We start from the raw sequence: 24222 nt of genomic DNA on the forward strand, positions 1-24222 counted from the left end.
CGTGACGTAGAACAAAGCGGAACCGAGCCGGGAACAGTCGCCGGCACGATCCGGCCGATGCCTCGAGACGGAGTGAGCGCGCGTGCGGCCCCTGGGAACAGCCGACCCGACCCGGATCGGCGCCTATTCCCTGCGCGGCCGGCTGGGCAGCGGTGCGATGGGCACCGTCTACCTCGGCACCTCACCGGGCGGCCGGGCGGTCGCGGTGAAGGTCGCCCGCACCGACCTGGCCGACGACCCGGAGTTCCGCGAGCGGTTCCGTCGCGAAGTGGCGATGGCCCGTTCGGTCGGCGGCTTCTGGACCGCCACCGTCGTCGACGCCGACTCGGAGGCGCCCCAACCGTGGCTGGCCACGGAGTACGTCGTGGGTCCCACCCTCCAGCAGGCGGTGTCGGAGTACGGCCCCCTGCCCGCGCCCGCCGTACGCCGGCTGGCGGCCGGGCTGACCGAGGCGCTGCAGGCGATCCACGCGGCCGGGCTGATCCACCGTGACCTCAAGCCGTCCAACGTGCTGCTCGCGGCCGACGGCCCCCGGGTGATCGACTTCGGCATCTCCCAGGCGCTGGAGGGAGTACGCCTGACCGCCACGGGCGAGTTCCTCGGCACGCCCGGCTTCCTGGCGCCCGAACAGATCAGCGGTGCCGGCGTCGGCCCCGCCACCGACCTGTTCGCGCTCGGCGCCGTACTCGCCTTCGCCGCGACCGGGCAGGGGCCGTTCGGCAGCGGACCGACCGACGCGCTGATGTATCGCGCGATGCACGACGAACCCACCCTCGACGGCCTGTCCTCCGATCTCGTCGGTGTGGTGCGGGCCTGCCTGGACCGCGATCCGGCCCGTCGGCCGACGCCAGGGCAGGTGCTGGACCGCATCGGTGGTATCGACCCACCAGGGCCGGACGGGTCGGACTGGCTGCCGGCGCCGGTCCAGACCCTCGTGCAGCAGTACGCCACCCACCTGCACACCACCCCCGCTCCGGAGGTGCCGTCCGCCGAGCGGCAGGCGCCGCCGGTTGCCGAACAGGCGCCGCCATCCGGGTCGGGAGTCGGGCCTGGCGAGCTGGAGAGACGGCCCGCCGCGCCGGCGGCGTCGGCCACCGACGGCGGCACGGTGCGCTTCCGGACCAACCGGCTGCCCGGGCTGATCATCGCTGCCTGCCAGGTCGTCGTCGGGTTCGCCCTGGCCGGCTGGGCCGGGCAGGCGTCCGGCTCCGACCCGGTCATGCGGGTGGTCGCGGTCCTCGCCTTCGTCGTCATGTTCGTCCTGGCCACCAGGCATCTGATCCGGTCGGCGCGGCGCGGGTTCGCGCTGGAACTGAGCCGGCAGGGACTGATGGCGGCGAAGGGGCGGCGCCGCTGGCAGATCCCGTGGGAGACGGTCGCTCGGGTGCGGGTGGTCGGCGACCGCTCCGAGCCGTGGGTGGTGGTGTGGCTGGTGGACGGCTGGACGCCGCCGCGCAAGCTGGCCGGCCGGGTGTTCCGCACGTACCACGGCGGCTACCGGCTCTACCCCGTCGGCCACCAGGACGGCCGCCGGTCGCGGGCCCGGGAGATGGACGAGGTGCGGTCCGCGCTGGCCTGGCACGCCCGGCGCGCCTTCGATCCCAGCGCCTGACGCCGTACGACTGGCCGAAGGGACTGGCTGAGCGACTGGCCGGAGTCAGCCGCCGTCGGACAGGTCGTGTCTCGGGTCGTACGCCGCGACCCAGTAGTACCCGCCGTCCGGCTCGTAGTCGTAGATCAGCGCGGTCGACCCGGGCGGTAGGTCCTCCTCGCCGTTCTGGCGGACCTGGATCCGCGTGGCCGCCCCGTCCGGCCCGGGCGCGTCGGCCGTACCGACGTACCGGTCGACCCGCACCGAGCGGGTGGTGCACACCTGGCCGAGGAGCGCGCGATGGGTGGCGAACGGGTCGGGCTCGGAGCCTCGGCGCGGGCACAACCTGACCAGCCGGCCGGGCGAGCCCGCCGGCACGACGGCGACCAGCAGCACAACGAGCAGTACGACGGCAATCAGCGCGATGGCGAGCGCGGCGTACGCGTCCATCGGTTCGTTCCCTCCCGCCACCGCACGCCGCATGTCCTGGGCGGAGTGGCGGGGGGACTATACCGCGCCGACGATCATGTTCTCGGCCAGCATCCGAACCACCTCCCGGGCAGCCGCCCGGCCGGCCCGGTTGGCTCCGACGGTGCTCGCGGAGGGGCCGTACCCGACCAGGTGCAGGCGCGGCTGCGCCACCACCCGGGTGCCGTCCATCCGGATGCCGCCGCCCGGTTCGCGCAGCCGCAGCGGCGCGAGGTGGCCGAGGTCGGGACGGAAGCCGGTCGCCCACACGATGACGTCCGCGGGCACGAACCGCCCGTCGGACCACAGCACACCGTCGGGCAGGATCCGGTCGAACATCGAAAGCCGGGTCAGCGCGCCCTTGCGCAAGGCTTCCTTGACGACAGTGGTGTACGCCAGTCCGGTGACGCTGACCACGCTCTGCGGCGGCAGCCCGGCGCGTACGCGTTCCTCCACCCGCGCCACCGCGGCCCTGCCGTCCTCGCGGGTGAAGCTGTCGCGGAAAACCGGCGGGCGACGGGTCACCCAGGTGGTCGCGGCGGCCACGTCCGCGATCTCGGACAGGATCTGTGCGGCGGAGTTGCCGCCGCCCACCACGACCACGCGCCGGCCGGCGAACTCCGCCGGGCCGCCGTAGCCGGCCGAGTGCAGTTGCCGCCCCGCGAAGTCGGCGGCACCGGGGTAGGCCGGCCAGTAGGGCCTGCGCCAGGTACCGGTCGCGTTGATCACCGCGCGGGCTGCCCACTCCCGGTTGCCCGCGCCGACCAGGAGCCGGTCGCCGTCCTCGCGCACGCTGTCCACCGGGACCGGGCGCAGCACCGGCAGGTCGTTGCGGCGTTCGTAGGCGGCGAAGTAGTCGGCCACCACCTCGGCCACCGGCCGGCTCGCGTCCGCGGAGTCGTCGGGGTCGGCGGTGCGGTCGGTGCTTTCGGCAGTACGGAACCGGCTGCCCGGCAGGTCGAAGATGCCGTGCACCTTGGCCATGGTGAGCGTCGCGGGCCGGTGCCGCCACGCACCGCCGGGCAACGGGTCGGCGTCCAGCACCACGAACCCGGTTCCGCGCGCCGGCCCGTCGCGCCGCAGGTGGTACGCGCTGGACAGGCCGGCCTGCCCCGCTCCGATCACCACCACGTCGACCTCGCGCCGAGTGTTCGATTCGTCCGGGCTGCCCACGCCCTGTCCAACCAGCGAAGCGGCCGAAGCCTTCCCGGCAACGGAAAGGGCGGACGTCGGCCCGAACGTCCCGGTCACTGCTCCACCGTTCTGTCAGGACATCACGGACGCCCCGTCCTCGGCGTCGACGGGCGCCGCCGAGAAGATCGACCGCACATGGTCAGGCCAGGCCCGCCAGGTGGCCGCGGGCACCCGGAGCGAGTGCGCCCGCCAGGACAGCCAGGACCGCTGGTAGACCACGGCGAGCATGGAGCGGGCATCGCCGGACTCGTTGGGTACGCCGCGGTGCCACAGCCGCAGGTCGCGGACCACCACCGATCCGGCCGGCACGTCCATCCGGGCCGACGCCAGCGCCTGGGCCCTGGTGGTGAGGTCGACGTCGGCGTCGTCGGCCGAGTCCACGATCAGGTGCGACGCCGGCCAGACCTCCGTGCTGCCGTTCTCCCGGGTGAAGTCACACAGCGGGATGTTGACGACGACCGCCGTGGTGGGGGTGGGTACGCCGAGGTCGGCGCCGAAGACCGGGCCGGCGTCTCGGTGCACCCGTTGGTACGTCGAACCCGGGAACGCAGTGTTGGAGTTGTAGTACGAGCAGTGGAAGTTCTCGCCGAGAATGCCGGTCAGCACCTTCACCAGCAGCGGGTGCGCGACCGTCTCCACGTCGGAGAACGGCGGCACCAGCGGCAGCTGCATCTGCACGTGTTTGCGGCCGTCGGTGGGCTGCACCCGATCGGAGGAGTTGCCGCCGGAGGTGTCGTGGCCGAGCTCGGCTCGCAGCAGTTCGTCGTACGCCGAACGCAGGGCCGCCACCCGCCCCACGTCGAACACGTCGGGCAGCACCAGCATGCCCGAGTCACGAAAGGTGCGCCGCGCCGTCGCCAGTGCCTCGTCGTCTCGCAGGTCCACCAGCCCGCCCTCCTCCATCGTCCATACGAACCTGTGAACGTAGGTGTACGGCGTTTGGGAAATCAAGGAAACCCGAACCGATGCGGCCGACTCCGGACACCTGCCCGAACGCTTGGTCACCGCCGATCACCACGTGATGGGTGTCCCGTCACCACCAGCCGGAATTTCCGCGAACGACATCTCCCGGTAGCGCGCCGAGGGCCGGCCGAGGGTTCTGAGTTCGGACGTTGAACGCGAAGCTGTCATGCCTCGGACGCTACGAAAGCCCTTCCTGGCAACGCGTCCCCCACGGAGCCAGGTTCGCCGTCGTGCCGCGGAGGCAGCGATACCAACCTGGTACATGACCGAGAATGCCGTTGTCATTGACACTTCACCACCCCGTCATTAGCGTCCCGTTCACGTCTTCGCCCCCGGGTGTGCCGTGTCCGCCGGCGAAGCGTTTCCACGCACCGAACGCAGCACTGCCATGCATCGAACGCATCACCGCAGCACGTTCCGGATCCAAAGCTTTGACACGCATTGAGATGTGAAGTCACCACACGCAGTTTCCAGACCTCGTGGGCGAGGCGGTGAGCATGCGTACGGCCGTCTTCCCGCGCTCCGTACCGATGTGTCCTCCTCCGCCCCGCGGGTCGCTCGACCTTGCTGACAGCTGGGCTGATCGCTGGAGGTACGCATGTCTCCCATGTCGCCGGACGGTTCGCGACGGGACTTCCTGAAGCTCACCGGACTCGCCACGTCCGGCCTGGTCCTGGCCGCCGCCTGTGGTACCCCCGAGGCGCCACCCGGACCGCAACCCTCGCAGACGTCCTCCCGCCCGGTCCCGCGTGGCAAGCCGAAGTCGGTGCCCCGGGAGAAGACCCTGATGCTGGCCAACGGCGACGGGTCCGACGTCGGCATCTGCAACCCGTACGCCTCCGGCTTCAACCACCAGCGCGGGCTGGCGGCGATGTTCGAGCCGCTCTACTTCTACTCCGCGTTCACCGGCGAGACGATCCCGTGGCTCGCGGACGGCCAGCCGACCTACACCTCCGACAACACCCAGGTCACCATCAAGACCCGCAAGGACGCCAGCTGGAGTGACGGAAAGCCGTTCACCGCGGGCGACGTGGCGTTCACCCTGATGATGCTCAAGGACAAGAAGAACACCGCGATGCAGTACTCCGCGGACATGCGGGAGTGGGTGAAGAGCGCCCGCGCGGTCGACGACAACACCGTCGAGATCAGCTTCACCAAGCCCGCCCCGAGGTTCGTCTTCGACTACCTGTACATGAAGAACGACCTGGGCATCTTCCTGGTACCCGAGCACATCTTCTCCCAGCAGAAGAAGCAGGCGGAGTTCCTCTTCTACGACCCGGCGAAGAAGTGGCCGGTCGTCACCGGCCCCTACCAGATGGTGGACTGGACCAACCAGCGCCGGCTGCTGGACCGGCGCGACGACTGGTGGGCGGTCAAGGCCCAGATCGCCGAGCAGCCCGGGCCGCAGCGGGTCATCGTCGTCCCGTTCACCGACCCGACCAACACCGCGCAGCGGCTGATCAACAACGAACTGGACTCCTCCCTCGACCTGCGGCCGCCGGTGATCAAGCAGGTGGTGAAGGAGAACCCGAAGGTCGTCACCTGGACCGGGCGCTCCGCGCCCTACGGCTACATCGACTGGTGGCCGCAGTCGCTGTTCTTCAACTGCGCGGTCCCGCCGTACAACGACCCGGACGTACGACGGGCGGTCAACCACGCCATCAACCGCGACCAGCTGGTGTCGGTGGGATACGAGGGGGCGGGGACGATCTCGCAACTGCCGTTCCCGAACTTCCCACCGCTGCAGAAGTACTTCGACGCGATCCAGTCGCTCCTGCAGCGCTACCCCACCAACGCCCACGACCCGGCCAAGACCGAGCAGATCATGACCAGCAAGGGGTTCAAGAAGGACAACCAGAACCTCTGGGTGGACAAGTCCGGCAAGCGGGTGGACGCCACGATCTACGGCCTGCAGGACCTCACCACCGACTACGGCCCCATCCTGGCCGAGCAGTTGCGGGCCGCGGGATTCAACGCCTCCCACCAGGCGCCCTCGGACAGCGGGACGCGGATCGCCGACGGCTCGGCGAAGCTGTTCCTCTTCGGCTTCGCCGGCGCCATCGCCGACCCCTACCCGTCGCTTGAGCTGATGCACTCCCGGCACGTGTCCAAGATGGGGGTGCAGGGCGACATCAGCACCCGCTGGAAGAACGCCGACTACGACAAGATCGTGGAGCGGATGAGCAGTCTGCCGGTCGGTGACCCGGGCGAGCTGCCGCTGTTCGTACAGGCGATGGAGATCTATCTCAAGAACCTCCCGCACACGCCGTTGCTGCAGTGGCTGCACCGGATCCCGTTCAACACGACGTACTGGACCGGCTGGCCGTCCAAGTCCGACCCGTACCTGCCGGGGGCGTTCTGGTTCAAGACACTTCCACTGGAGCTCAGCCACCTCAAGTCCGCGAAGGGGTGAGCCGGTGTCGTGGCGCTACCTGGTTCGCCGCATCCTGCTGCTGTTGCTGGTGATGTGGACAGCGGCGACGATCAACTTCTTCATCCCCAAGCTCAGTCCGCGCGACCCGATCAAGGAACGCCTGCAGCTCGCCGCGACCCAGGGTGGGCGCAACCAGACCGGTCTGCAGGCGATGGCCGACGCGTACGCCCATCAGTACGGCCTGGACCAGCCCCTGTGGAAGCAGTATCTTCACGCCCTGCTCAAGGTGGTGCAGTTCGACTACGGATACTCGATCGCGCAGTATCCGCGGACGGTCAACTCCGTCATCGGTGACGCCCTGCCGTGGACGATCTGCCTCGGCCTGGTGTCGATCCTGATCGCGTTCGTCGTCGGCACGGTGCTGGGCGCGGCGCTCGGCTGGCCGCGTTCGCCCGGCTGGCTGCGGGCACTCGTGCCGGTGAGCATGCTCACCAGCGCGGTGCCCGCGTTCGTGCTCGGCTTCCTGCTGATCTACCTGTTCGCGTTCCGGCTGAAGGTGTTCCCGCTGGCCGGGGCCTACTCCCAGACCGCCAACCCCGGTTGGAGTCTGACCTTCATCGGCGATGTCGTCGACCATGCGTTCCTGCCCGCGATGGCGCTGGTGTTGTTCCAACTCGGCGGTCAGGCGCTGCAGATGCGCGGCCTGATGGTGATGACCGTCGGCGAGGACTACATCACCTTCGCCGACGCCAAGGGGTTGCGGCCGCGCCGGGTGTTCCTGCGGTACGCCGTACGCAATGCGTTGCTACCCCAGGTGACCGGCCTGGTGATGTCGCTCGGCACGTTCATCTTCTCCACCGTGCTGGTGGAGACGTTGTTCGCCTACCCGGGGCTCGGCAGCCTGATCAACTCCTCCATCCAGGTGCTCGACTACAACCTGCTGTACGGAATCACCATGATCCTGGTCTTCGCCGTGTGCATCGCCACCCTGGTGGTCGACCTGATCTATCCCCTGCTCGATCCCCGCATCCGCTACGACCGGAGGTGAGCATGGTCACCCCTGCGACAACATCGATGACCATGCCGGGACGGCAGGCCTGGACAGGTCGCGCCGGCTCGTTCCTGCGCTACATCCGCCGCAACCCGCTCCTGGCAGTAGGGCTGATCATCTTCGTCGGCCTGGTGTTGTTCTCCACCGCCGGCAGCCTGTTCGTGGACACGGTGAAGGCGCCCTACCCGCTGGCCGCACCGGCCAGCCTGGCGCCGTCCTGGCAGTATCCGTTCGGCACCGACGCCCAGGGCCGGGACATGCTCGCGGTGATGATCGTGGGCACCCGGCTCAGCCTGAAGATCGGCCTGCTGGCCGGGTCGATCGGCCTGGCCGTCGGCATCGTGCTCGGGCTGATCTCGGCGTTCTACGGCGGCTGGCTCGACAGTGCCATCCGCTGGATCGTGGACGTGATGTTCACCATTCCGAGCTTCCTGGTGATGGTGGTCATCGCCTCGCTGCTGCAGCAGTACATCTCGATCGAGAACATGGCGTTCATCCTGGCGGCGTTCGCGTGGCCCGGGCCGACCCGCGGCATCCGGGCGCAGGTGCTGTCGCTGCGGGAACGCCAGTTCATCCAGATGGCCCGGCTGTCCGGGATGCGCGGACCGGAGATCATCATCCGCGAACTGCTGCCCAACCTCGCGCCGTTCCTGCTCGCGGGCTTCGTGGGCGCGCTGATCGGTGCGGTCTACGGCGCGCTCGGCCTGGAGCTGCTCGGCCTGGGCTCCCAACGTGAACCGACGTTGGGAATGACGTTCTTCTGGATGCAGAAGTACTCCGCGCTGCTGCGAAACCTGTGGTGGTGGTGGGGCATCCCGATCGCCATCATCATCCTGCTGATCCTTTCGCTGTACTTCATCTCCTTCGCCCTCGACGAGTGGGCCAACCCGCGTTCCCGGAGGTCCGCATGAGCTCCGCGTCCACCGCGTCCTCGGCGCCCTCGACGTCCTCGGCACCCTCGACGTCCTCGGGATCCTCGGCGAGCCCGGACCCCGCGGCGAGGCCGGTGCTGTCGGTACGCGACCTGCGGGTGGAGTACCACACCGACACCGGCGTGGTGCGGGCCGTGAACGGCATCTCCTTCGACCTGATGCCCGGCGAACGGATGGGCCTGGTCGGGGAGTCCGGCTCGGGCAAGTCCACGGTCGCGCTGGCGCTGATGCGGATGATCCGCCGGCCGGGCCGGATCGCCGGTGGGCAACTCGTCCTTGACGGCACCGACCTGGTGCCGCTGCCGGAGCGGGCGATGCGTGCCCGCCGGGCACGGGAGATCGCGATGATCCCCCAGGGCGCGATGAACTCCCTCAACCCGGTGGCCCGGATCGAGGACCAGATCATCGACACCCTGGAGGACCACTCCGGCGGGCGTACGTCCAAGCGTGAGCTGCTGGGGAGGGCACGGGAGGCGCTGGAGTCGGTCGGCCTGCGCCGCGAGGTCGGCCGGATGTATCCGCACGAACTGTCCGGCGGGATGAAGCAACGCGCGTGCATCGCCATCGCCGTGGCGATGCGGCCCAAGGTGGTGATCGCCGACGAGCCGACCTCCGCACTGGACGTCGTCGTGCAGCGTCAGGTGATGGACACCATCGTTCGGCTGCAGGAGGAGCTGCACGTCGCGGTCATCCTGATCGGCCACGACATGGGACTGATGGCGCAGTCGGTGGACCGGCTGGCGGTGATGTACGCCGGGAAGCTCGCCGAGCTGTCCCCGATCCGGGACATCTTCGCCGAGCCCCTGCACCCGTACACGAATCTGCTGATCGAGAGCCTGCCCAAGCTCGAGGACCGCGGAACCTTCCGCGGCATCCCCGGGCTGCCGCCCTCGCTGAAGTCGCTGCCGCCGGGCTGCCTGTTCCATCCGCGGTGCCCGCGGGTGATGGACGTCTGCCGCACCACCGTGCCCGCCTACCGCGAGCACCGGCCCAACCAGTTCGCCGCCTGTCACCTGCACGAGGAGCGTCATGGCGAAGCCGACCACTGACCAGGAGGTCACCACCGAGGCCGGGAGCGGGCGTACGGGCGCACCGCTGATCGAGCTCCGCAACGTCACCAAGGTGTACGGCGGCCGGGTGCTCTCCCGCCACGCCACCGTCGCCCTGGACGACGTCTCGCTCACCGTCGCCGGCGACACGCCGCAGATCATCTCGGTGGTGGGCGAGAGCGGCAGTGGCAAGACGACGTTGGCGTCGCTGCTGATGGGCTTCATCTCGCCCACGTCGGGCACGATCCACTACCAGGGCAGCGATGTCGCGAGACTTGGCGGTGCCCGGATGCGGGAGTTCCGGCGCGACGTGCAGGCGGTGTTCCAGGACCCGTTCTCGGTGTTCAACCCGTTCTACAAGGTCGACCACGTGCTGACGGTGCCGATCGCGAAGTTCCGGCTGGCGAAGTCGCGGGCGGACCGGCACGACCTGATGGTCTCGGCCCTGGAGACGGTGGGGCTGCGGGCGGACGAGACGCTCGGCAGGTATCCGCACCAGCTGTCCGGCGGCCAGCGCCAGCGGGTCACCGTGGCCCGGGCGCTGATGATGCGGCCCAAGCTGATCGTGGCCGACGAACCGGTGTCGATGGTGGACGCCTCACTGCGGGCGACGATCCTGGAGAGCCTGCGCACTGTCAACCAGACGTTGAAGGTGCCGATCCTCTACATCACCCACGACCTCGGCACGGCCTACCACGTGAGCGACCACATCCTGGTGATGTACCGCGGCACCATCGTCGAGGCCGGTGACGTCGAGTCGGTGATCAGCGCGCCGAAGCATCCGTACACCCAACTGCTCATCGACTCGATTCCCTGGCCGGACCCACAGCGGCCGTGGGGACAGGAACGCGCCCGGCACGGTGAGAAGGTGACCGTCCCGGAGGACCACCAGGGTTGCCGGTTCGCCGACCGTTGCCCGGCAGTGATGACGAGGTGTGTGGAGAACGCGCCGCCGCCCTACCTCACCGGGCCCGACCACGCCGCGACCTGCTTCCTGCACGCCGAGCAGCCCGCCCTGCCCAAGGAGAGGCTGAGCGAGCTGCTCACCGTGTCCGCCCAGGCCGGCCCGGCCGGCCAGGGAGGTCAGGTGCGGCCCTTGTAGGCGCAGGCGCTGTCGAGGTCGTCCGCGGCCTGCTTGACCGCGGTGCCGCTCTCGCTCTCGCGCAGCGCCTCCTTGACCCGGTTGTGGATGAAGCCGTAGTCGGGGTGCGCGGACCTGATCAGCTCGTTGGTGAACGCCACGTTGCTGACGTCGGCCTTCTTCACCTTCAGGGACAGGTCGACGACCGCCGGCAACAGGCTCTGCGGGATGTCGGTCAGCACGATGTCCTTCGCCGTCTTGGCCAGCGCCTCGTACCTCGTGAGCAGCTTCACCGGGTCGGCCTGGTCGACGATCGCCTTGACGGTGCAGCGTTGCCGCCGCATCCGCGCGTAGTCGTCGGCGCCGTACCGCGCACGGGCGAACCACAGCGCGTGGAACCCGTCGAGGTGCTTGTTGGGTCCGGGCAGGATCCAGCCGCCGGGCTTGAGGCCGGCCGACGACTCACCACCCATCGGGATCTTGGAGTTCACGTTGACGGTGATGCCGCCCAGGGCGTCGACCAGCTCCCGGAAGCCCTCGAGGTTGACCAGTACGTAGTAGTCGATGTTCAGGCCGGTCGCGCCACCGGCGGCGAGCTTGACCGCGTCCGCACCCGGGTTGTCGCTCTTCAGCAGGCCGGGGAACTGCTCGGGAACGTTCCTGTAGACCGCGGTCAGCATCCACTCCAGCCTGTTGCCCTTGCCGTCGAAGATGCCGTTCGGGTACGCGTCGGCGAGGACCGATCCCTTCGGGAACGGGATCTTCTCCAGGTTGCGCGGAAGGCTGAAGAGCACGGTGTTGCCGGTGTGGGTGTCGATGCTGGCGATGATCACCGTGTCGGTGCGCACGCCCACCCGGTCCGGACCGCCGTCGCCGCCGAGCAGCGCGATGTTCACCCTGCGCTTGCCGGCCCAGGGATCCTTCACCGACACGTTCTTGGGCGCGGTGGCGCTGCGGCTGTGCGAGCTGGCGAAGACGTTCTGTACGACGTCCTTCTGCACCAGCGCATAGTGGCCACCGACGCCGAGAGGCACCACGGTCACCAGCGCCAGCACCGCCACCAGGCCGTACCCCATGACCCGCTGGAAGGTCGCGACTCCGCGCGGCAGCAGGGAGCGGTACGTGGCGACGATGACGCACACCCAGGCCAGCGCCAGAACGGGCAGCACCATACCGATCACCACCAGTGCACCGGGCTGAACCGCCCAGTGCAGCACGGTGTCGCGGCGCAGCAGCAACAGATAGCCGAGGAAGGCGGCGGCGAGTGCGGTCAGCACCACAATCGCCCAGCCGATCCTGCGCCGGCCCGCGATCACCAGACCACTTCCGGGAATGATCGTTCCGAGCACGGTGAAGCCCAGTGCCCGGCGGTAACCATGCTCTCGGCGGCGAGATTTGTCGTACTGTTCGTAGTGGTACGACAACGGCCCCTTGCTCTGCTCTTCGTCCTCGCGCATATCCGGAACCTCTCCCGCGTGCCACTACGTCCAAACCCGTCGGGAAGGACTCGTGGAAAGCCCGGAGAACCCTTTTACATTCCTCGCCGAATTCGATGTGCGCATCAATCGTGAGGCGAATTCCGCGGCGGCGCAATAGCTCTGTGCGACAACGTCCCCACACTGGGTGACCGACCGGGGGTCGGTGTCGCCGGGCACGTCAGCGCGGGTCGGGAGCCCACTCCTCCAGTGCGAACACCGCGCACAGCCGCCGCTGCAGGGGGTCGAGGTCGACCAGCACCCGGCGCGCCCGCGGCCGCCCACCCGTCGACGGATAGGAGACGACGGTCTCCTCGATTCCGGCCAGCCTCGCGAAGAGGTCGCGTACCGACAGGTCGACTCCCGCGTGCTGTGCGCGGCGCCGCATCACGTGCGCGACCGTGGTGGCGAGCAGGCAGACCAGCGAGTGCACCGCCACGCGTTCGTCGGACCACCGCCACCGGGGCGACGGCGCGGACGTCACCAGAGCGACGAACTGGCGCAGCGTCGACTCCAGGCGGTAGCGCGCGCGGTAGGCGGTGAGGACGTCGGCCACCGGCCAGTCCTCGTGGTCGGTGACCAGCACCTGTTTGCCGAACACCTCGTGCCGCAGCCGGCCGAGTGCCGCCTCGTCGATCTTCCAGCGCAGCCGCAGTCCCTCGTCGCCGCCGGTCAGGCTGGTGGACAGCACGCGTTCGACCCACCGGAAGCGGGTGATGCGAGCCACCTCGGCGGCCACCTGCTCCCGTGACCGGTGCAGGGTACGGCGTTCCAGGGACCCGGCGAGGTCGGCCAGCCGCCGGGTGGCGCTGCTCAGGTCGCGGGCGAGGGCCTGCGTCTGCGCCGCCCGCAGGGCGTTGGAGTGCACCAGGATGACCCGCCGGTCCACCCCCGCGACCCGGGCGCGGGTGTCCAGTGCGGTCACGCCCGGAAACCGTTCGCGGTCGACCGCCCGCCGGCCCGTCGCCGGCCGCGCGGCCAGTTCGGGATGGTCGGTCAGCGGCAGCGAGGCGACGAAGTGCCGGCCGGTACGCGTGGCGAAGTCGACCTCGGCGGACTGGCCGGCGTCCACCACGACGGTCACCGGTGCCTGTCCGCCCAGCCCGGCGTACCGGGTGGCGAGCCGTTCGCTGAGCACGGTGAACGCGGTGGTCGCCGGGTCGCCGTGCCGGTAGAGCTCGGCGGTCAGCGGCACCGCGCCGTCCAGGGTGACCGCGGCCGCCAGGCCGGCCAGCCACGGCTCGTCGGTGGACTCCTCGCCGCCGGCGTCGGTGTGGCCGGCGTACGTCGTGAAGTGGGGTACGTCGAGCACGAGCACCGGCCCGCCCGCCTCGGCGGGTTCGGTCGCTTCGGCGAGTTCGGCGCGCAGCCGGTCCAGCACGCCCGCCTCGAGCAGCCGGCGCCGCTCCGGCCCCAGCCGGCCCATTGCCCGCCAGAACGCCCGGCGGTCCAGCACGCCCGGGTCGATCCTCGGCCGGACGAACCGCTGCGCCGCGGTGGTCGACCACCACTCCCCGAGGTCGACGTCACCCGGCTCGGACTCGGGGGCGACCGCCTGGTGGGCCACCGCCAGCGCGAGGTAGGTGCCGACCGAGACGCGACCGCGGCCGGAGCCGGAGCCGGAGCCGGAGCCCACGAGATCGTCGACCAGGTCCACCACGGCGAGGTCGGTGAGCACCCGCCAGACCGCCGCGACGTCGCCGAACGCCAGGTGCCGGGTGTGCGTCGGTGTGGGCGCGGGCCCGCGCCCGCCGGCCAGCGCCGCGGCGATGTCCTCGGCACTGCCGAGGTAACGCTGGGCCACCACCCGTGGCGCTCCGCCGACCCGGGCGGACTCCGCGAGGTAGTAGAAGGTCCGGCCGTTCACCGTCTTGCCGATCACCGACGCCATACTTTAGGTAATACCGTCCGGCGCTGGTTCTCGCCACCCGGCCATTCCGCTGTGACCAGCACGGACGCCCCTCCGGAGGGTGTCAACGAGGCCTTGCCACCGGCGCACGGCGGCGGCGTGGTGGCGGGTGCCCGAGGCGGCGGCCTAGCGTTCCGGACGTGGATTCCCAGCGCACGCAGCCGCCCGCCACCTCCGACACCACGGCCGCGACGGTCGCGCCGCCGACCGCGAGGGCGCCCGCGGAACCGACACCACCGGCGTCGGCGATGCGGCGCGCCCTGGCCCGGGCCGGCGCCGGCAAGACGCTGAACGTCGACGAGGCGGCCGTTCTCCTGCACGCCAGGGACGCCGACCTCGACACGCTCACCGGGCACGCCTCCCGGGTGCGCGACGCCGGGCTGGTCGCCGCCGGCCGCCCGGGCGTGATCACGTACAGCCGCAAGGTGTTCATCCCGCTGACCCGGCTGTGCCGGGACCGCTGCGGCTACTGCACGTTCGTCACCGTGCCCGGCCGGCTGCCCGCGCCGTACCTCAGCCCCGACGAGGTGCTCGACATCGCCCGCCAGGGTGCGGCGATGGGCTGCAAGGAGGCGCTCTTCACCCTCGGCGACCGACCCGAGGACCGCTGGCAGGCTGCCCGTGACTGGCTGGACGAGGCGGGCTACGACGACACGCTCTCCTACGTACGCGCGATGGCGATCCGCGTGCTGGAGGAGACCGGACTGCTGCCGCACCTCAACCCCGGGGTGCTGTCGTGGCGTGACCTGCAGCGGCTGAAGCCGGTCGCGCCGTCGATGGGGATGATGCTGGAGACCACCGCGCGCCGGTTGTTCACCGAGCGCGGCGGGCCCCACTTCGGCTCACCGGACAAGGACCCCGACATCCGGCTGCGGGTACTCGAGGACGCCGGCCGTAGCGCCGTGCCGTTCACCACCGGCCTGCTCATCGGCATCGGCGAGACCCGGCACGAACGCGCCGAGGCGCTGTTCGAGATCCGCCGGATCGCCCGCACCTACGGCGGCATCCAGGAAGTCATCGTGCAGAACTTCCGCGCCAAGCCGGACACGAAGATGCGGTCCGCACCCGACGCCGACCTGCGCGACCTGGCCGCGACGATCGCGGTCGCCCGCCTCGTCCTGGGGCCGAGCGTGCGCATCCAGGCGCCGCCGAACCTCATCGACGACGAGTACGCCCTGATGCTGGCGGCCGGCATCGACGACTGGGGTGGCGTCTCGCCGTTGACCCCCGACCACGTCAACCCCGAACGCGCCTGGCCGCAGGTGGCGGACCTGGCGCGGCGTACGGCGTCCGGCGGGTTCGAGCTGCGGGAGCGGCTGACGATCTACCCCGAGTACGTCCGGGCCGGCGAGCCCTGGCTCGACCCGCGCCTGCGCCGGCACGTGCAGGCGCTCGTGGACCCCGTCACCGGGCTGGCCGACGAGGACGCGCTGCCGCAGGGCCTGCCCTGGCAGGAGCCCGACGGCGGCTGGCCGGCCGACGCCGGCACCGGTCGTACGGACCTGCACGTCACCGTGGACACCGAAGGCCGCACCGAGGATCGGCGCGGCGACTTCGACTCGGTCTACGGCGACTGGGACGAGCTGGCCGGCCAGGTGTCCAGTGTGCCGCAACGCTTCGACGCCGATGTCAAGGCCGCCTTGCGCCGGGCCGAACGCGACCCGGCCGGGCTGAGCGACGACGACGCGCTGGCGCTGCTGCACGCCGACGGCGCCGAGCTCGACGCGCTCACCGGGATGGCCGACGACCTGCGCCGCGAGGCCGTCGGCGACGACATCACGTTCGTGGTGACGCGCAACATCAACTTCACCAACGTCTGCTACACCGGCTGCCGCTTCTGCGCGTTCGCCCAGCGGCGTACCGACGCCGACGCCTACACGTTGTCCCTGGAACAGGTCGGCGACCGGGTGGACGAGGCCTGGGAGGCCGGCGCGACCGAGATCTGCATGCAGGGTGGGATCCATCCCGACCTGCCGGGTACGGCGTACTTCGACCTCGCGGCCGAGGTGAAGCGCCGCCGGCCGGACATGCACCTGCACGCGTTCAGCCCGATGGAGGTCATCAACGGCGTCTCGCGTACGGACCTGCCGGTCCGGGAGTGGCTGCAACGTGCCCACGAGGCCGGTGTGGACTCGTTGCCAGGTACAGCCGCGGAGATCCTCGACGACGACGTCCGCTGGACGCTGACCAAGGGAAAGCTGCCCACGGCCTCCTGGGTCGAGGTGGTGAGCACCGCGCACGACCTCGGCATCCCCACCACCTCGACGATGATGTACGGCCACGTCGACACCCCCACCCACTGGGTCGGCCACCTCAAGCTGATCGCCTCCCTGCAACGCCGGAGCCTGGAGGCCAACGGGCGGCCGGGGTTCACCGAGTTCGTGCTGCTGCCGTTCGTGCACACCAGCGCGCCGATCTACCTCGCCGGGCTGGCCCGCCCGGGGCCGACGGCGCGGGAGAACCGTGCCGTGCACGCGTTGTCCCGCTTGCTGCTGCACGGGCTGGTGGACAACATCCAGTGCTCGTGGGTGAAGCTCGGCGCCGACCTGTGCCGTTCGGTCCTCGACGGCGGTGTCAACGACCTCGGCGGGACGCTGATGGAGGAGACGATCAGCCGGATGGCGGGCGCCGACAACGGTTCGTACAAGACGATCAGCGACCTGCGCGCACTGGCCGCGCCGACCGGCCGCCCGCTGCGGCAGCGCACCACCGGCTACGGCGTACCCGATCCGCACCGTGTGGCCGCCGCCGAGGCCAGCGACGGGGTGTGCGCTTCCGTCCGCCGGCCGCTGCCGCTGCTGCGATGACCGCTCGGTGGGTGCCCGCCGGCGGTGTGGTGGAGCGGGTGGCCTCGACCCGGCTGCCAACGGAGTACGGCGAGTTCACCGCGTACGGCTACCGCACGGCACGCGGCGTCGACCACCTCGCGTTGGTACGTGGTGAGGTGGCCGGCGGTGAGGTGGCCGGCGGCGGTGACGACGTCGACGGCGCCGGAACGCTGGTCCGGTTGCACTCGGAGTGCCTGACCGGTGACGTGCTCGGCTCGCTGCGCTGTGACTGCGGGCCGCAACTTCGGCTTGCGCTGGCCATGATCGCCGAAGCGGCCAAGGGCGTCGTGGTCTACCTGCGCGGCCACGAGGGACGCGGTATCGGCCTGGCGGCCAAGCTCGCGGCGTACGCACTGCAGGACGACGGACACGACACGGTCGACGCCAACCTGGCACTGGGGCTGCCCGCCGATGCCCGCGACTACTCCGACGCCGCGGCGATCCTCACCGATCTCGGCGTGGGCAAGGTCCGGTTGCTTTCCAACAACCCGGCCAAGGCAGCAGGCCTTTCCGAGGGCGGCATCGGTGTCGTCGGGCTCGAACCACTCGTGGTTCCTGCCAATCCCGAGAACGCCGGGTATCTCGCCACCAAACGGGACAGGTTCGGGCACATCCTCCCGACCAGGTGACCAGTTCTGCCCGAGGCGCAGCGTCAAGGCCGGCTTGCACGGGCTCGACGGGTGAACCTCTGCGTTCTTACGTACCTACCTAGGTATGGCTACGGATGCACTGCGAGGGTCCTGGTGCAAGCGTGGGAAAGGTCCCACCAGATCGATGACCAAAGTCCCACGGTTCTCAGGCCCCAAGGTCCACGCAATGCCTCCGAAGATCAACGCCACGCAGGAAGCCCTCCGGCACCGGTTCACGCCGACGGCGGCCGCGGTGTCCGCCGCGCCCACCCTGCAGCCGACTCCGAACCCGGCACCGCAGCCGGCCCCGGACGCCTCCCTCCACGAACTGGGTTCGGAGTGGTGGCGTCGGGCGGTTGTGTATCAGGTGTATGTGCGGAGTTTTTGTGATGCTGATGGTGATGGTGTGGGGGATCTGGCGGGTGTGGTGGAGAAGTTGCCGTATCTGGCGGGTCTGGGTGTGGATGGTTTGTGGTTGAACCCGTTCTACGCCTCTCCTGGCCATGATCATGGTTATGACGTGGCCGATCACTGCGCGGTCGACCCGGCGTATGGGTCGCTGGAGGGTTTCGACGATCTGGTCGCAGCGGCGCACGGGCACGGGATCCGGGTGATCTTGGATGTGGTGCCCAACCACGCCTCGATCGCTCACCCCTGGTTCACCGCGGCGCTGGCCGCCGGGCCGGGCAGCCCGGCGCGGGCCCGGTTCCACTTCGCCGACGGCCGCGGCCCCGGCGGCAACCAGCCGCCGAACAACTGGCGGTCCATCTTCGGTGGCCCGGCCTGGACCCGGATCAGCGAACCCGACGGGACTCCGGGGCAGTGGTACCTGCACACCTTCGCCGCCGAACAACCCGACTTCAACTGGACCCACCCCGACGTGCCCGCCCACTTCGAACACGTGCTGCGGTTCTGGCTGGACCGCGGAGTGGACGGATTCCGGGTCGACGTGGCCCAGGGCCTGCACAAGAAGGCCGGCCTGCCCGACCACCCCGACGCGGCCGCGGACGAGGCCACCGGAGACCCGGTCAACCCCAACGCCTGGAACCAGCCGGCCGTGCACCAGGTGTGGCGCTCCTGGCGGCGCCTGGTCCGCGACTACACCGCCGCCGACGGGCGAGACCGGCTCCTGATCGGTGAGGTCGGGCTGACCGACCCCGCCGCCGTCGGTGACTACACCCGGCCCGGGGAACTCCACCACACCTTCTGCTTCCCCTTCGCCCACGCCCGCTTCGACGCCCAGACCTACCGCAGCGTCATCGACACCGCCCTCAGGCACCACCCCGCAGGCGTGGCCTGGGTCGCCAACAACCACGACCTGCCCCGCTCGGTCACCCGCCACACCCCCACCCACGACGAGGACCTGCCCGCCGGAACAGACCCCGCCCAGATCGGGCTCGCCCGCGCCCGCGCCGCCGCCGCCGCCGCGCTGATGCTCGCCCTACCCGGAGCGGTCTACCTCTACCAAGGCGAAGAACTCGGCCTGCCCGACGTCCTCGACCTGCCCCCAAGCCTCATCAAGGACCCCATGTACCACCGCAGCAACGGCACCCGCCCCGGCCGCGACGGCTGCCGCGTCCCCCTGCCCTGGACCACCAGCCCCGACCACCACCACGGCTTCTCCCCACCCGCCACCACCACCCCCGCCTGGCTACCCCAACCCCCCACCTGGGCCGACCTCGCCGCCGACACCCAACACCACACCACCACCTCCACCCTCAACCTCTACCGCCAAGCCCTCGCCCTACGCCGCACCATCCCCGACCTGACCACCACCACCCTCACCTGGCACAACAACACCCCACCCGGACTCCTCGCCCTGTCCCGCGGCACCCACCTCACCACCTACACCAACACCACCAACCACCCCATCCCCACACCCCACCCCGGCCAACCCATCCTCACCACCCACCCCACCCCCCACCCCACCGACACCATCCCCCCCAACACCACCGTCTGGTACCACCACGACACCGAGGCGAGCAGCTGAACCGACGGACTCGGACGAACGCGATCGTGGATCGTCAGGAGTCGCGCGGTGTGGCGAGGCCGGACTCGTAGGCGAGGACGACGAGCTGGGCGCGGTCGCGAACCCGTAGTTTGACCATGGCCCGGTTGACGTGGGTCTTCGCGGTCAGCGGGCTGATCACCATACGTTCGGCGATCTCGTTGTTGGACAGGCCTTTCGCGACCAGTGCGACGGCCTCGCACTCGCGGTTGGTCAGTTCCGCCAGCCGCGGGTGGATGCCGGTGCCGGGAGGCTGGGTGACGTACCTGCTGATCAGTTTGCGGGTGATCGACGGGGCGAGGAGGGCGTCGCCGCGCGCGGCGACACGTACGGCGTGCAGGAAGTCCTCGGGCAGGATGTCCTTGACGAGGAACCCCGCTGCCCCGGCACGCAGCGCTTCGAAAACGTACTCGTCCAGCCCGTAGTTGGTCAGGATGACGACGTGCACCCGCGCCAGGGCAGGGTCCGCCGCGATCCGCCGGGTTGCCTCGATGCCGTCGAGCACCGGCATCTGAACGTCCACCAGCGCGACGTCCGGTAGGTGTGCGGCGGCCAGCGCCAGGCCCTCGGCACCGTCAGCGGCCTCGGCCACCACCTCGATGTCGTCCTCGGCATCGAGCAGCGCACGGAACCCACCGCGAATCAGCGACTGGTCGTCGACGATCAGGACCCGGATCACGACGCCGGTTCCGCGGGGAGTTCGGCGCGGACGGGGACCTCCGTGGAGACTTCGGCGGGTACGGGGAGTTCGGCGTGCACGGCGAATCCGCCCTCGCTGCGCGGCGCCGCCCGCAGCCGACCGCCGAGGGCGGTGACGCGTTCGCGCATCCCGAGCAGCCCGACACCGGGCACCGGTGCCGCGTCCGCCGTCGCCTGCCCGTCGTCGTCGACCCGTACGACCACGGTGTCCGGCCGGTAGCCGATCCGGACCGACACGTGGCCGGCGGCGGCATGGCGGGCGACGTTGGTCAGCGACTCCTGGACGATCCGGTAGGCGGTCCGGTCCACGGCCGCCGGCACGCCGCGGCGTACTCCCTCGATCGTGAGCTCCGCGTCCAGCCCGGCGGCCCGGGCTCGCCGCAGCAGTTCCGGAACGCCGTCGAGCCCGCTCGGTGGGTTCTTCTCGTCGTCTCGCAGTGCCTCGAGGGTCGCGCGTAGGTCCCGCGCCGCCTCCCGGCTGGCCTCGCGGATCGTCACCAGGGCCTCCGGCACCGGCTCGCCTCGCTTGTTGGCCAGGTGAACGGCGGCCTCGGCCTGCACTTTGATGACGGAGATCTGGTGGGTCAGCGAGTCGTGGAGTTCCCGCGCGATGTGCAGTCGCTCCTCGTCGGCGCGGCGCCGCGCTGTCTCCTCCCGGGTGCGTTCGGCCTCGTCGGCCCGGCGCTCTGCCTGTCGCAGGGCCGCACCGGCCGCCCCGGCGGCGATCAGCCAGGCCACCTGGAGGACGTCCCGGGCCTGGGCGAACGCCTTGCTCACCGAGGAGTCCTGTGGAGAGACCACGATGGCGAACGGGAGTACGGCGAGCATGATCACCGAAGCCGCCACGGCGACGACGTGGTGGCCCGCCCGCACCGCGGCGTACACCGCGAACAGGTACGCCACCACGGGCACGTTAAAGCCGGCGGCCTGGTAGCCCAGCGCGCACAACCCGGTGACCACCAGCACGGCGACCGGGGCCCGGCGACGCGCGACGAGCGCCAGCCCGCCGGCCGCCAGCAAGGCGTAGCCCAGCAGGTCCAGGCTCGTCGCGGGGCGGCTCTCGGAGAGCCCGGCGGCCACCAGGGCAGCGGCCACGCCGACGGCGATCACGAAGTCCCTGACCCCGAAGAGTTCCCTGCTCACCTGCGCACCATAACCGTGGGCCTTCGCCGGTGGCTCCCTCTCCAGGCCGAGGGACGACTACCGCGACCGCTGTAGCCACGAGGCTCCTACGGCGTTCGCCGCAGCCGGCTACGGCACCCGCATCAGCGCGAACAGCCTGCGTCCGTACGACGACCGGCGGCGAGTGGCGCGACATGCTCGAGGTGTCCAGTCGTGGCGTGCGACGTCCAGTCGCCAGCGCGTGAAGGAGCCCTCATGTCCGTCCCTGCCCTCCTTGCCGGGTACGTCCTGGCCCAGCCGGCCACACCCGGCGCCTACACCCTGACCGCCGGGCGATTCTGGTCCCTGGTCGCCATGCTGCTGGGAATCGCCGGTGTGATCGTCGGCGGGCTGGCGCTGGCCAACCGAGCCGGCGGTAAAGGCAATACAGGCAGCACAGGCAGCACGGCGAGTACGGCCGCCCGGAGAAGACGGGCCTTCGCGGCCCTGATCGCGGGCGCGGCCTGCACGCTTGTCGGCGGGCTGGTCGTGGCCGCCGCGGACGGCGGTCCCGGCACCGGTTACGGCATCGTCGGCGGCGTCATGGCCCTGGTGGTCGGGGTGGTCGCCATGCTGCTCGGCGGCCTCGCGCTGGCTCGCGTCCGCCGGGGGGCTACGCCGGAGGAAGAGGCTCGAGCAGCCGGTGCGGCTTGGCCATCGCGCGGCTGACGGGATCGTCGCGGACCGGTCCGGCGCCGGGGCCGAGGCGGGTCTCCACCTCACCGGCGGGAACGACGGAGCCGCAGGCCGGGCAGGCACCGGTGAGGTCGAGGCGCCGGCCGCACCCGGCGTGCCAGAACACCCGGCGCGGCTTGCCGGTGGTCCGATGGCGTTCGCCCCAGCGGGACAGCGCGTACAGCGCCGGCCACAACTCCTGGCCCACCTCGGTGAGGACGTACTCGTCGCGCGGCGGCGACTCCTGGTAGCGCTGCCGGGCGAGGACACCCGCGTCGACCAGTGCCTGCAGGCGTTCGGTCAGGACGGCGCGCGGGATGCCGAGGTGGTCGGCGAAGTCGCTGAACCGGCGTACGCCGTAGAACGCGTCCCGCAGCACCAGCATGGTCCAGCGTTCGCCGACGAGTTCGAGCGCGCGCGCCAGCGAGCAGTCCTGTCCCTGGTAGTCCTTGCCGAGCGCCATGTGGCTGATCCTACTCCCCATGAGTTCATTCACCGAACCAACTCCTGGTACGGTTGGGAACCTGCCGTCAGTTCGTTCACTGAACTCACCATCCGGGAGCAGCCGCCATGCCGAACATCCTGAACATGCCGGACAGATCGGAACCGGACCACCGCCCGACCCTCACCCTGCTGGCGGCGTGCGTGTCGACGCTGCTGGTGCTGATGAACTACGTCCAGCCGATGACCGTGCTTCCGCAGATCGCCGCCGACCTGCACGCGGACACCACCGGGCAGACCTGGATCCTCAACGGCATCGCGCTCGGCCTGGCCTCCCTGCTTCTGGTCGCGGGCAGCCTGGCCGACAACCACGGTCGGCGTCGGATGTTCCTCCTGGGTACGGCGGTGTCGGTGGTGGGAAGCGTCGTGGCCGCGACGGCGGGTACGACACTCGTCCTGGTCCTCGCCCGGGTGGTGCAGGGCGGGGCGGGCGCGGCGATCCTGGTCGCCACGCTGGGCATCATCGGCCACGAGTTCCCGGCCGGGCACCACCGGTTGCGCGCGACCGGCCTGTGGGGCGGAAGCCTCGGCGCCGGCATCGCGCTCGGGCCGCTCGCCTCCGCGGGCCTGGCCGCCGCGGCCTCCTGGCGCGCCTTCTTCTGGGCGTACGCCCTCGCCTCGGCGGTCCTCGGCCTGCTCGGCGCGCTGGCGCTCCGGGAGTCCCGTGCCGCCGTCCGGCGCCGGCCCGACGTCGCCGCGGTGGTGACGCTCGGCGCGGGAGTGGCCGTACTGCTCGCCGCGGTCACGGCCGGCCGGCAGGGCTTCGGCCGCCCCCTGGTGCTGGTGCTGTTCGCGGTGGCGGTGCTCCTGCTCGCCGCCTTCGTCGCGGTGGAGGCCCGGACCCGAGAGCCCATGCTCGACCTCGGCCTGTTCACCCGGCCGGCGTTCCTGCTGTCGGTGGGCGGCGCCCTGATCACCGGCTTCGGCGTGATCGGGTTGATGAGCTACCTCCCGACCGCCTGGGAACACACCCTCGGCTGGACGCCGCTGGTCACCGCGTGCTGGTTCGCGTTGTGGTCGGGTTCGTCGTTCGTCGCCGCCACGCAGGCCCGCCGCGTGGGGCTGGGCGCGGACCACCAGCTCGCCGTGGGCCTCGCCCTCGCCGGCGCGGGCAGCCTGCTGCTCCTCGGCTCGGCCGGATCCTGGTCACCGGCCCGGCACATCACCGGGCTGGTCGTGGCGGGGGTGGGCAGCGGCCTGCTGAACTCCGCGCTGGCCCGGCTGGCCATCGAGTCGGTGCCGGCCGGACAGGCCAGCATGGGCTCCGGCGCGAACAACACCGCCCGCTACATCGGGTCCTCGCTCGGGGTGGCCGCCACCGTCGCCGTGGTGACCACCGCCGGTGGGGGACACGGCACCGGGCACCAGCTCGGGCACGGCGCCGCGCTCGGCATCGCCCACGGGGTCGACGTCGCGCTGGTCGCGGCCGCCGCGCTGCTTCTCGTCACGGCGGCGGCGCTGGTGCTCGCCCGGTCCGGCGCCGCACCGGCAGCTCCGCCGCGCACCCGCACGGCCGACGGCCCTGCCGCCGACAGCCGCGCTGCCGGCGAAGGCGCCGTCGGTGACCGGTCGACCACCGCTGTCGGCGGGCAGTGAGAGGATCACTGGCCTGAGAGCTTCTCGGGGCGACCCGG

At 70.8% G+C, this 24222-nt stretch carries 19 protein-coding genes; 11 read left to right on the top strand and 8 right to left on the bottom strand.

Annotated features, from left to right (window positions below):
* The first annotated feature begins 82 nt into the window (after positions 1–82).
* A complete protein-coding gene (locus F4554_RS28385) occupies positions 83–1612 on the top strand; it encodes a protein kinase domain-containing protein (protein WP_179790625.1) in 1530 nt (509 codons plus the stop codon).
* Positions 1613–1657: 45 nt separating this feature from the next.
* Here the strand turns inward: F4554_RS28385 and F4554_RS28390 are convergent, their stop codons facing one another.
* The 3 genes from F4554_RS28390 to F4554_RS28400 all read right to left on the bottom strand — a co-directional run bounded on the left by F4554_RS28390 (position 1658) and on the right by F4554_RS28400 (position 4156).
* Complete coding sequence (locus F4554_RS28390) at positions 1658–2041, bottom strand: hypothetical protein (RefSeq protein ID WP_179790627.1); 384 nt, start codon at positions 2039–2041, stop codon at positions 1658–1660.
* Positions 2042–2098: 57 nt separating this feature from the next.
* Entirely contained in the window at positions 2099–3232 is a 1134-nt protein-coding gene (locus tag F4554_RS28395; protein WP_179790629.1) for an FAD-dependent oxidoreductase, read from the bottom strand.
* A 93-nt stretch (positions 3233–3325) separates the two neighbouring features.
* On the bottom strand, positions 3326–4156 hold the full coding sequence (locus tag F4554_RS28400; protein ID WP_179790631.1) for a phytanoyl-CoA dioxygenase family protein: 831 nt from the start codon (positions 4154–4156) through the stop codon (positions 3326–3328).
* 658 nt (positions 4157–4814) lie between these two features.
* On the opposite strand from F4554_RS28400, the gene F4554_RS28405 reads away from it, so the two are divergent.
* From F4554_RS28405 to F4554_RS28425, 5 genes are read left to right on the top strand one after another with little or no spacing between them, the layout of a single operon-like run.
* Entirely contained in the window at positions 4815–6629 is a 1815-nt protein-coding gene (locus F4554_RS28405) for an ABC transporter substrate-binding protein (RefSeq protein ID WP_179790633.1), read from the top strand.
* 4 nt (positions 6630–6633) lie between these two features.
* A complete protein-coding gene (locus F4554_RS28410; RefSeq protein ID WP_179790635.1) occupies positions 6634–7638 on the top strand; it encodes an ABC transporter permease subunit in 1005 nt (334 codons plus the stop codon).
* Between the two features lie 32 nt (positions 7639–7670).
* Entirely contained in the window at positions 7671–8552 is an 882-nt protein-coding gene (locus tag F4554_RS28415) for an ABC transporter permease (protein ID WP_179790637.1), read from the top strand.
* Positions 8549–9622, top strand: coding sequence for an ABC transporter ATP-binding protein (locus F4554_RS28420; RefSeq protein ID WP_202889495.1), 1074 nt, complete (start codon positions 8549–8551; stop codon positions 9620–9622). The genes F4554_RS28415 and F4554_RS28420 overlap by 4 nt, the downstream gene beginning before the upstream one ends.
* Positions 9603–10724, top strand: coding sequence for an ABC transporter ATP-binding protein (locus F4554_RS28425; RefSeq protein WP_179790639.1), 1122 nt, complete (start codon positions 9603–9605; stop codon positions 10722–10724). Before F4554_RS28420 ends, F4554_RS28425 begins: the two co-directional genes overlap by 20 nt.
* Here the strand turns inward: F4554_RS28425 and F4554_RS28430 are convergent.
* Entirely contained in the window at positions 10706–12160 is a 1455-nt protein-coding gene (locus F4554_RS28430) for an LCP family glycopolymer transferase (protein WP_179790641.1), read from the bottom strand. The two genes, F4554_RS28425 and F4554_RS28430, sit on opposite strands and share 19 nt — an antisense overlap.
* Before the next feature lie 199 nt (positions 12161–12359).
* The gene (locus F4554_RS28435) at positions 12360–14069 is read right to left on the bottom strand and encodes an IS1634 family transposase (RefSeq protein ID WP_179790643.1); all 1710 of its coding nucleotides are present in this window, start codon (positions 14067–14069) and stop codon (positions 12360–12362) included.
* 158 nt (positions 14070–14227) lie between these two features.
* Here F4554_RS28435 and F4554_RS28440 point away from each other — a divergent pair, with 158 nt between their 5' ends.
* From F4554_RS28440 to F4554_RS28450, 3 genes are all read left to right on the top strand, one after another.
* Positions 14228–16894 (top strand): bifunctional FO biosynthesis protein CofGH, encoded by a 2667-nt coding sequence (locus F4554_RS28440; RefSeq protein WP_337796236.1) that lies wholly within the window; start codon positions 14228–14230, stop codon positions 16892–16894.
* The gene (gene ribA, locus F4554_RS28445) at positions 16891–17544 is read left to right on the top strand and encodes a GTP cyclohydrolase II (RefSeq protein ID WP_179790644.1); all 654 of its coding nucleotides are present in this window, start codon (positions 16891–16893) and stop codon (positions 17542–17544) included. The genes F4554_RS28440 and ribA overlap by 4 nt, the downstream gene beginning before the upstream one ends.
* Positions 17545–17731: 187 nt before the next feature.
* Positions 17732–19534 (top strand): glycoside hydrolase family 13 protein, encoded by a 1803-nt coding sequence (locus F4554_RS28450; RefSeq protein WP_179790646.1) that lies wholly within the window; start codon positions 17732–17734, stop codon positions 19532–19534.
* A 34-nt stretch (positions 19535–19568) separates the two neighbouring features.
* Here the strand turns inward: F4554_RS28450 and F4554_RS28455 are convergent, their stop codons facing one another.
* Together F4554_RS28455 and F4554_RS28460 are read right to left on the bottom strand one after the other, a co-directional pair.
* Positions 19569–20231 (bottom strand): response regulator, encoded by a 663-nt coding sequence (locus F4554_RS28455; RefSeq protein WP_179790648.1) that lies wholly within the window; start codon positions 20229–20231, stop codon positions 19569–19571.
* A complete protein-coding gene (locus F4554_RS28460) occupies positions 20228–21394 on the bottom strand; it encodes a histidine kinase (protein WP_202889496.1) in 1167 nt (388 codons plus the stop codon). Before F4554_RS28460 ends, F4554_RS28455 begins: the two co-directional genes overlap by 4 nt.
* Before the next feature lie 234 nt (positions 21395–21628).
* On the opposite strand from F4554_RS28460, the gene F4554_RS28465 reads away from it, so the two are divergent.
* Positions 21629–22081, top strand: coding sequence for a DUF6223 family protein (locus F4554_RS28465; RefSeq protein ID WP_179790650.1), 453 nt, complete (start codon positions 21629–21631; stop codon positions 22079–22081).
* Here the strand turns inward: F4554_RS28465 and F4554_RS28470 are convergent.
* Positions 22026–22550 (bottom strand): winged helix-turn-helix transcriptional regulator, encoded by a 525-nt coding sequence (locus F4554_RS28470; protein ID WP_179790652.1) that lies wholly within the window; start codon positions 22548–22550, stop codon positions 22026–22028. The two genes, F4554_RS28465 and F4554_RS28470, sit on opposite strands and share 56 nt — an antisense overlap.
* Positions 22551–22675: 125 nt before the next feature.
* Between F4554_RS28470 and F4554_RS28475 the strand changes: the two genes are divergently transcribed.
* Entirely contained in the window at positions 22676–24184 is a 1509-nt protein-coding gene (locus F4554_RS28475; RefSeq protein ID WP_179790654.1) for an MFS transporter, read from the top strand.
* Positions 24185–24222: the final 38 nt, after the last annotated feature.

It is taken from the genome of Actinopolymorpha rutila (assembly GCF_013407855.1).
Lineage (GTDB): Bacteria > Actinomycetota > Actinomycetes > Propionibacteriales > Actinopolymorphaceae > Actinopolymorpha > Actinopolymorpha rutila.

What these genes read in the sequence shown, in the direction of transcription:
- F4554_RS28390 (WP_179790627.1), bottom strand. Translation starts at nt 2,041, where the DNA reads ATGGACGCGTACGCCGCGCTCGCCATCGCGCTGATTGCCGTCGTACTG.
- F4554_RS28400 (WP_179790631.1), bottom strand. Translation starts at nt 4,156, where the DNA reads ATGGAGGAGGGCGGGCTGGTGGACCTGCGAGACGACGAGGCACTGGCG.
- F4554_RS28405 (WP_179790633.1), top strand. Translation starts at nt 4,815, where the DNA reads ATGTCTCCCATGTCGCCGGACGGTTCGCGACGGGACTTCCTGAAGCTC.
- F4554_RS28415 (WP_179790637.1), top strand. Translation starts at nt 7,671, where the DNA reads ATGCCGGGACGGCAGGCCTGGACAGGTCGCGCCGGCTCGTTCCTGCGC.
- F4554_RS28420 (WP_202889495.1), top strand. Translation starts at nt 8,549, where the DNA reads ATGAGCTCCGCGTCCACCGCGTCCTCGGCGCCCTCGACGTCCTCGGCA.
- F4554_RS28425 (WP_179790639.1), top strand. Translation starts at nt 9,603, where the DNA reads ATGGCGAAGCCGACCACTGACCAGGAGGTCACCACCGAGGCCGGGAGC.
- F4554_RS28430 (WP_179790641.1), bottom strand. Translation starts at nt 12,160, where the DNA reads ATGCGCGAGGACGAAGAGCAGAGCAAGGGGCCGTTGTCGTACCACTAC.
- F4554_RS28435 (WP_179790643.1), bottom strand. Translation starts at nt 14,069, where the DNA reads ATGGCGTCGGTGATCGGCAAGACGGTGAACGGCCGGACCTTCTACTAC.
- ribA (WP_179790644.1), top strand. Translation starts at nt 16,891, where the DNA reads ATGACCGCTCGGTGGGTGCCCGCCGGCGGTGTGGTGGAGCGGGTGGCC.
- F4554_RS28450 (WP_179790646.1), top strand. Translation starts at nt 17,732, where the DNA reads ATGCCTCCGAAGATCAACGCCACGCAGGAAGCCCTCCGGCACCGGTTC.
- F4554_RS28465 (WP_179790650.1), top strand. Translation starts at nt 21,629, where the DNA reads ATGTCCGTCCCTGCCCTCCTTGCCGGGTACGTCCTGGCCCAGCCGGCC.
- F4554_RS28470 (WP_179790652.1), bottom strand. Translation starts at nt 22,550, where the DNA reads ATGGCGCTCGGCAAGGACTACCAGGGACAGGACTGCTCGCTGGCGCGC.
- F4554_RS28475 (WP_179790654.1), top strand. Translation starts at nt 22,676, where the DNA reads ATGCCGGACAGATCGGAACCGGACCACCGCCCGACCCTCACCCTGCTG.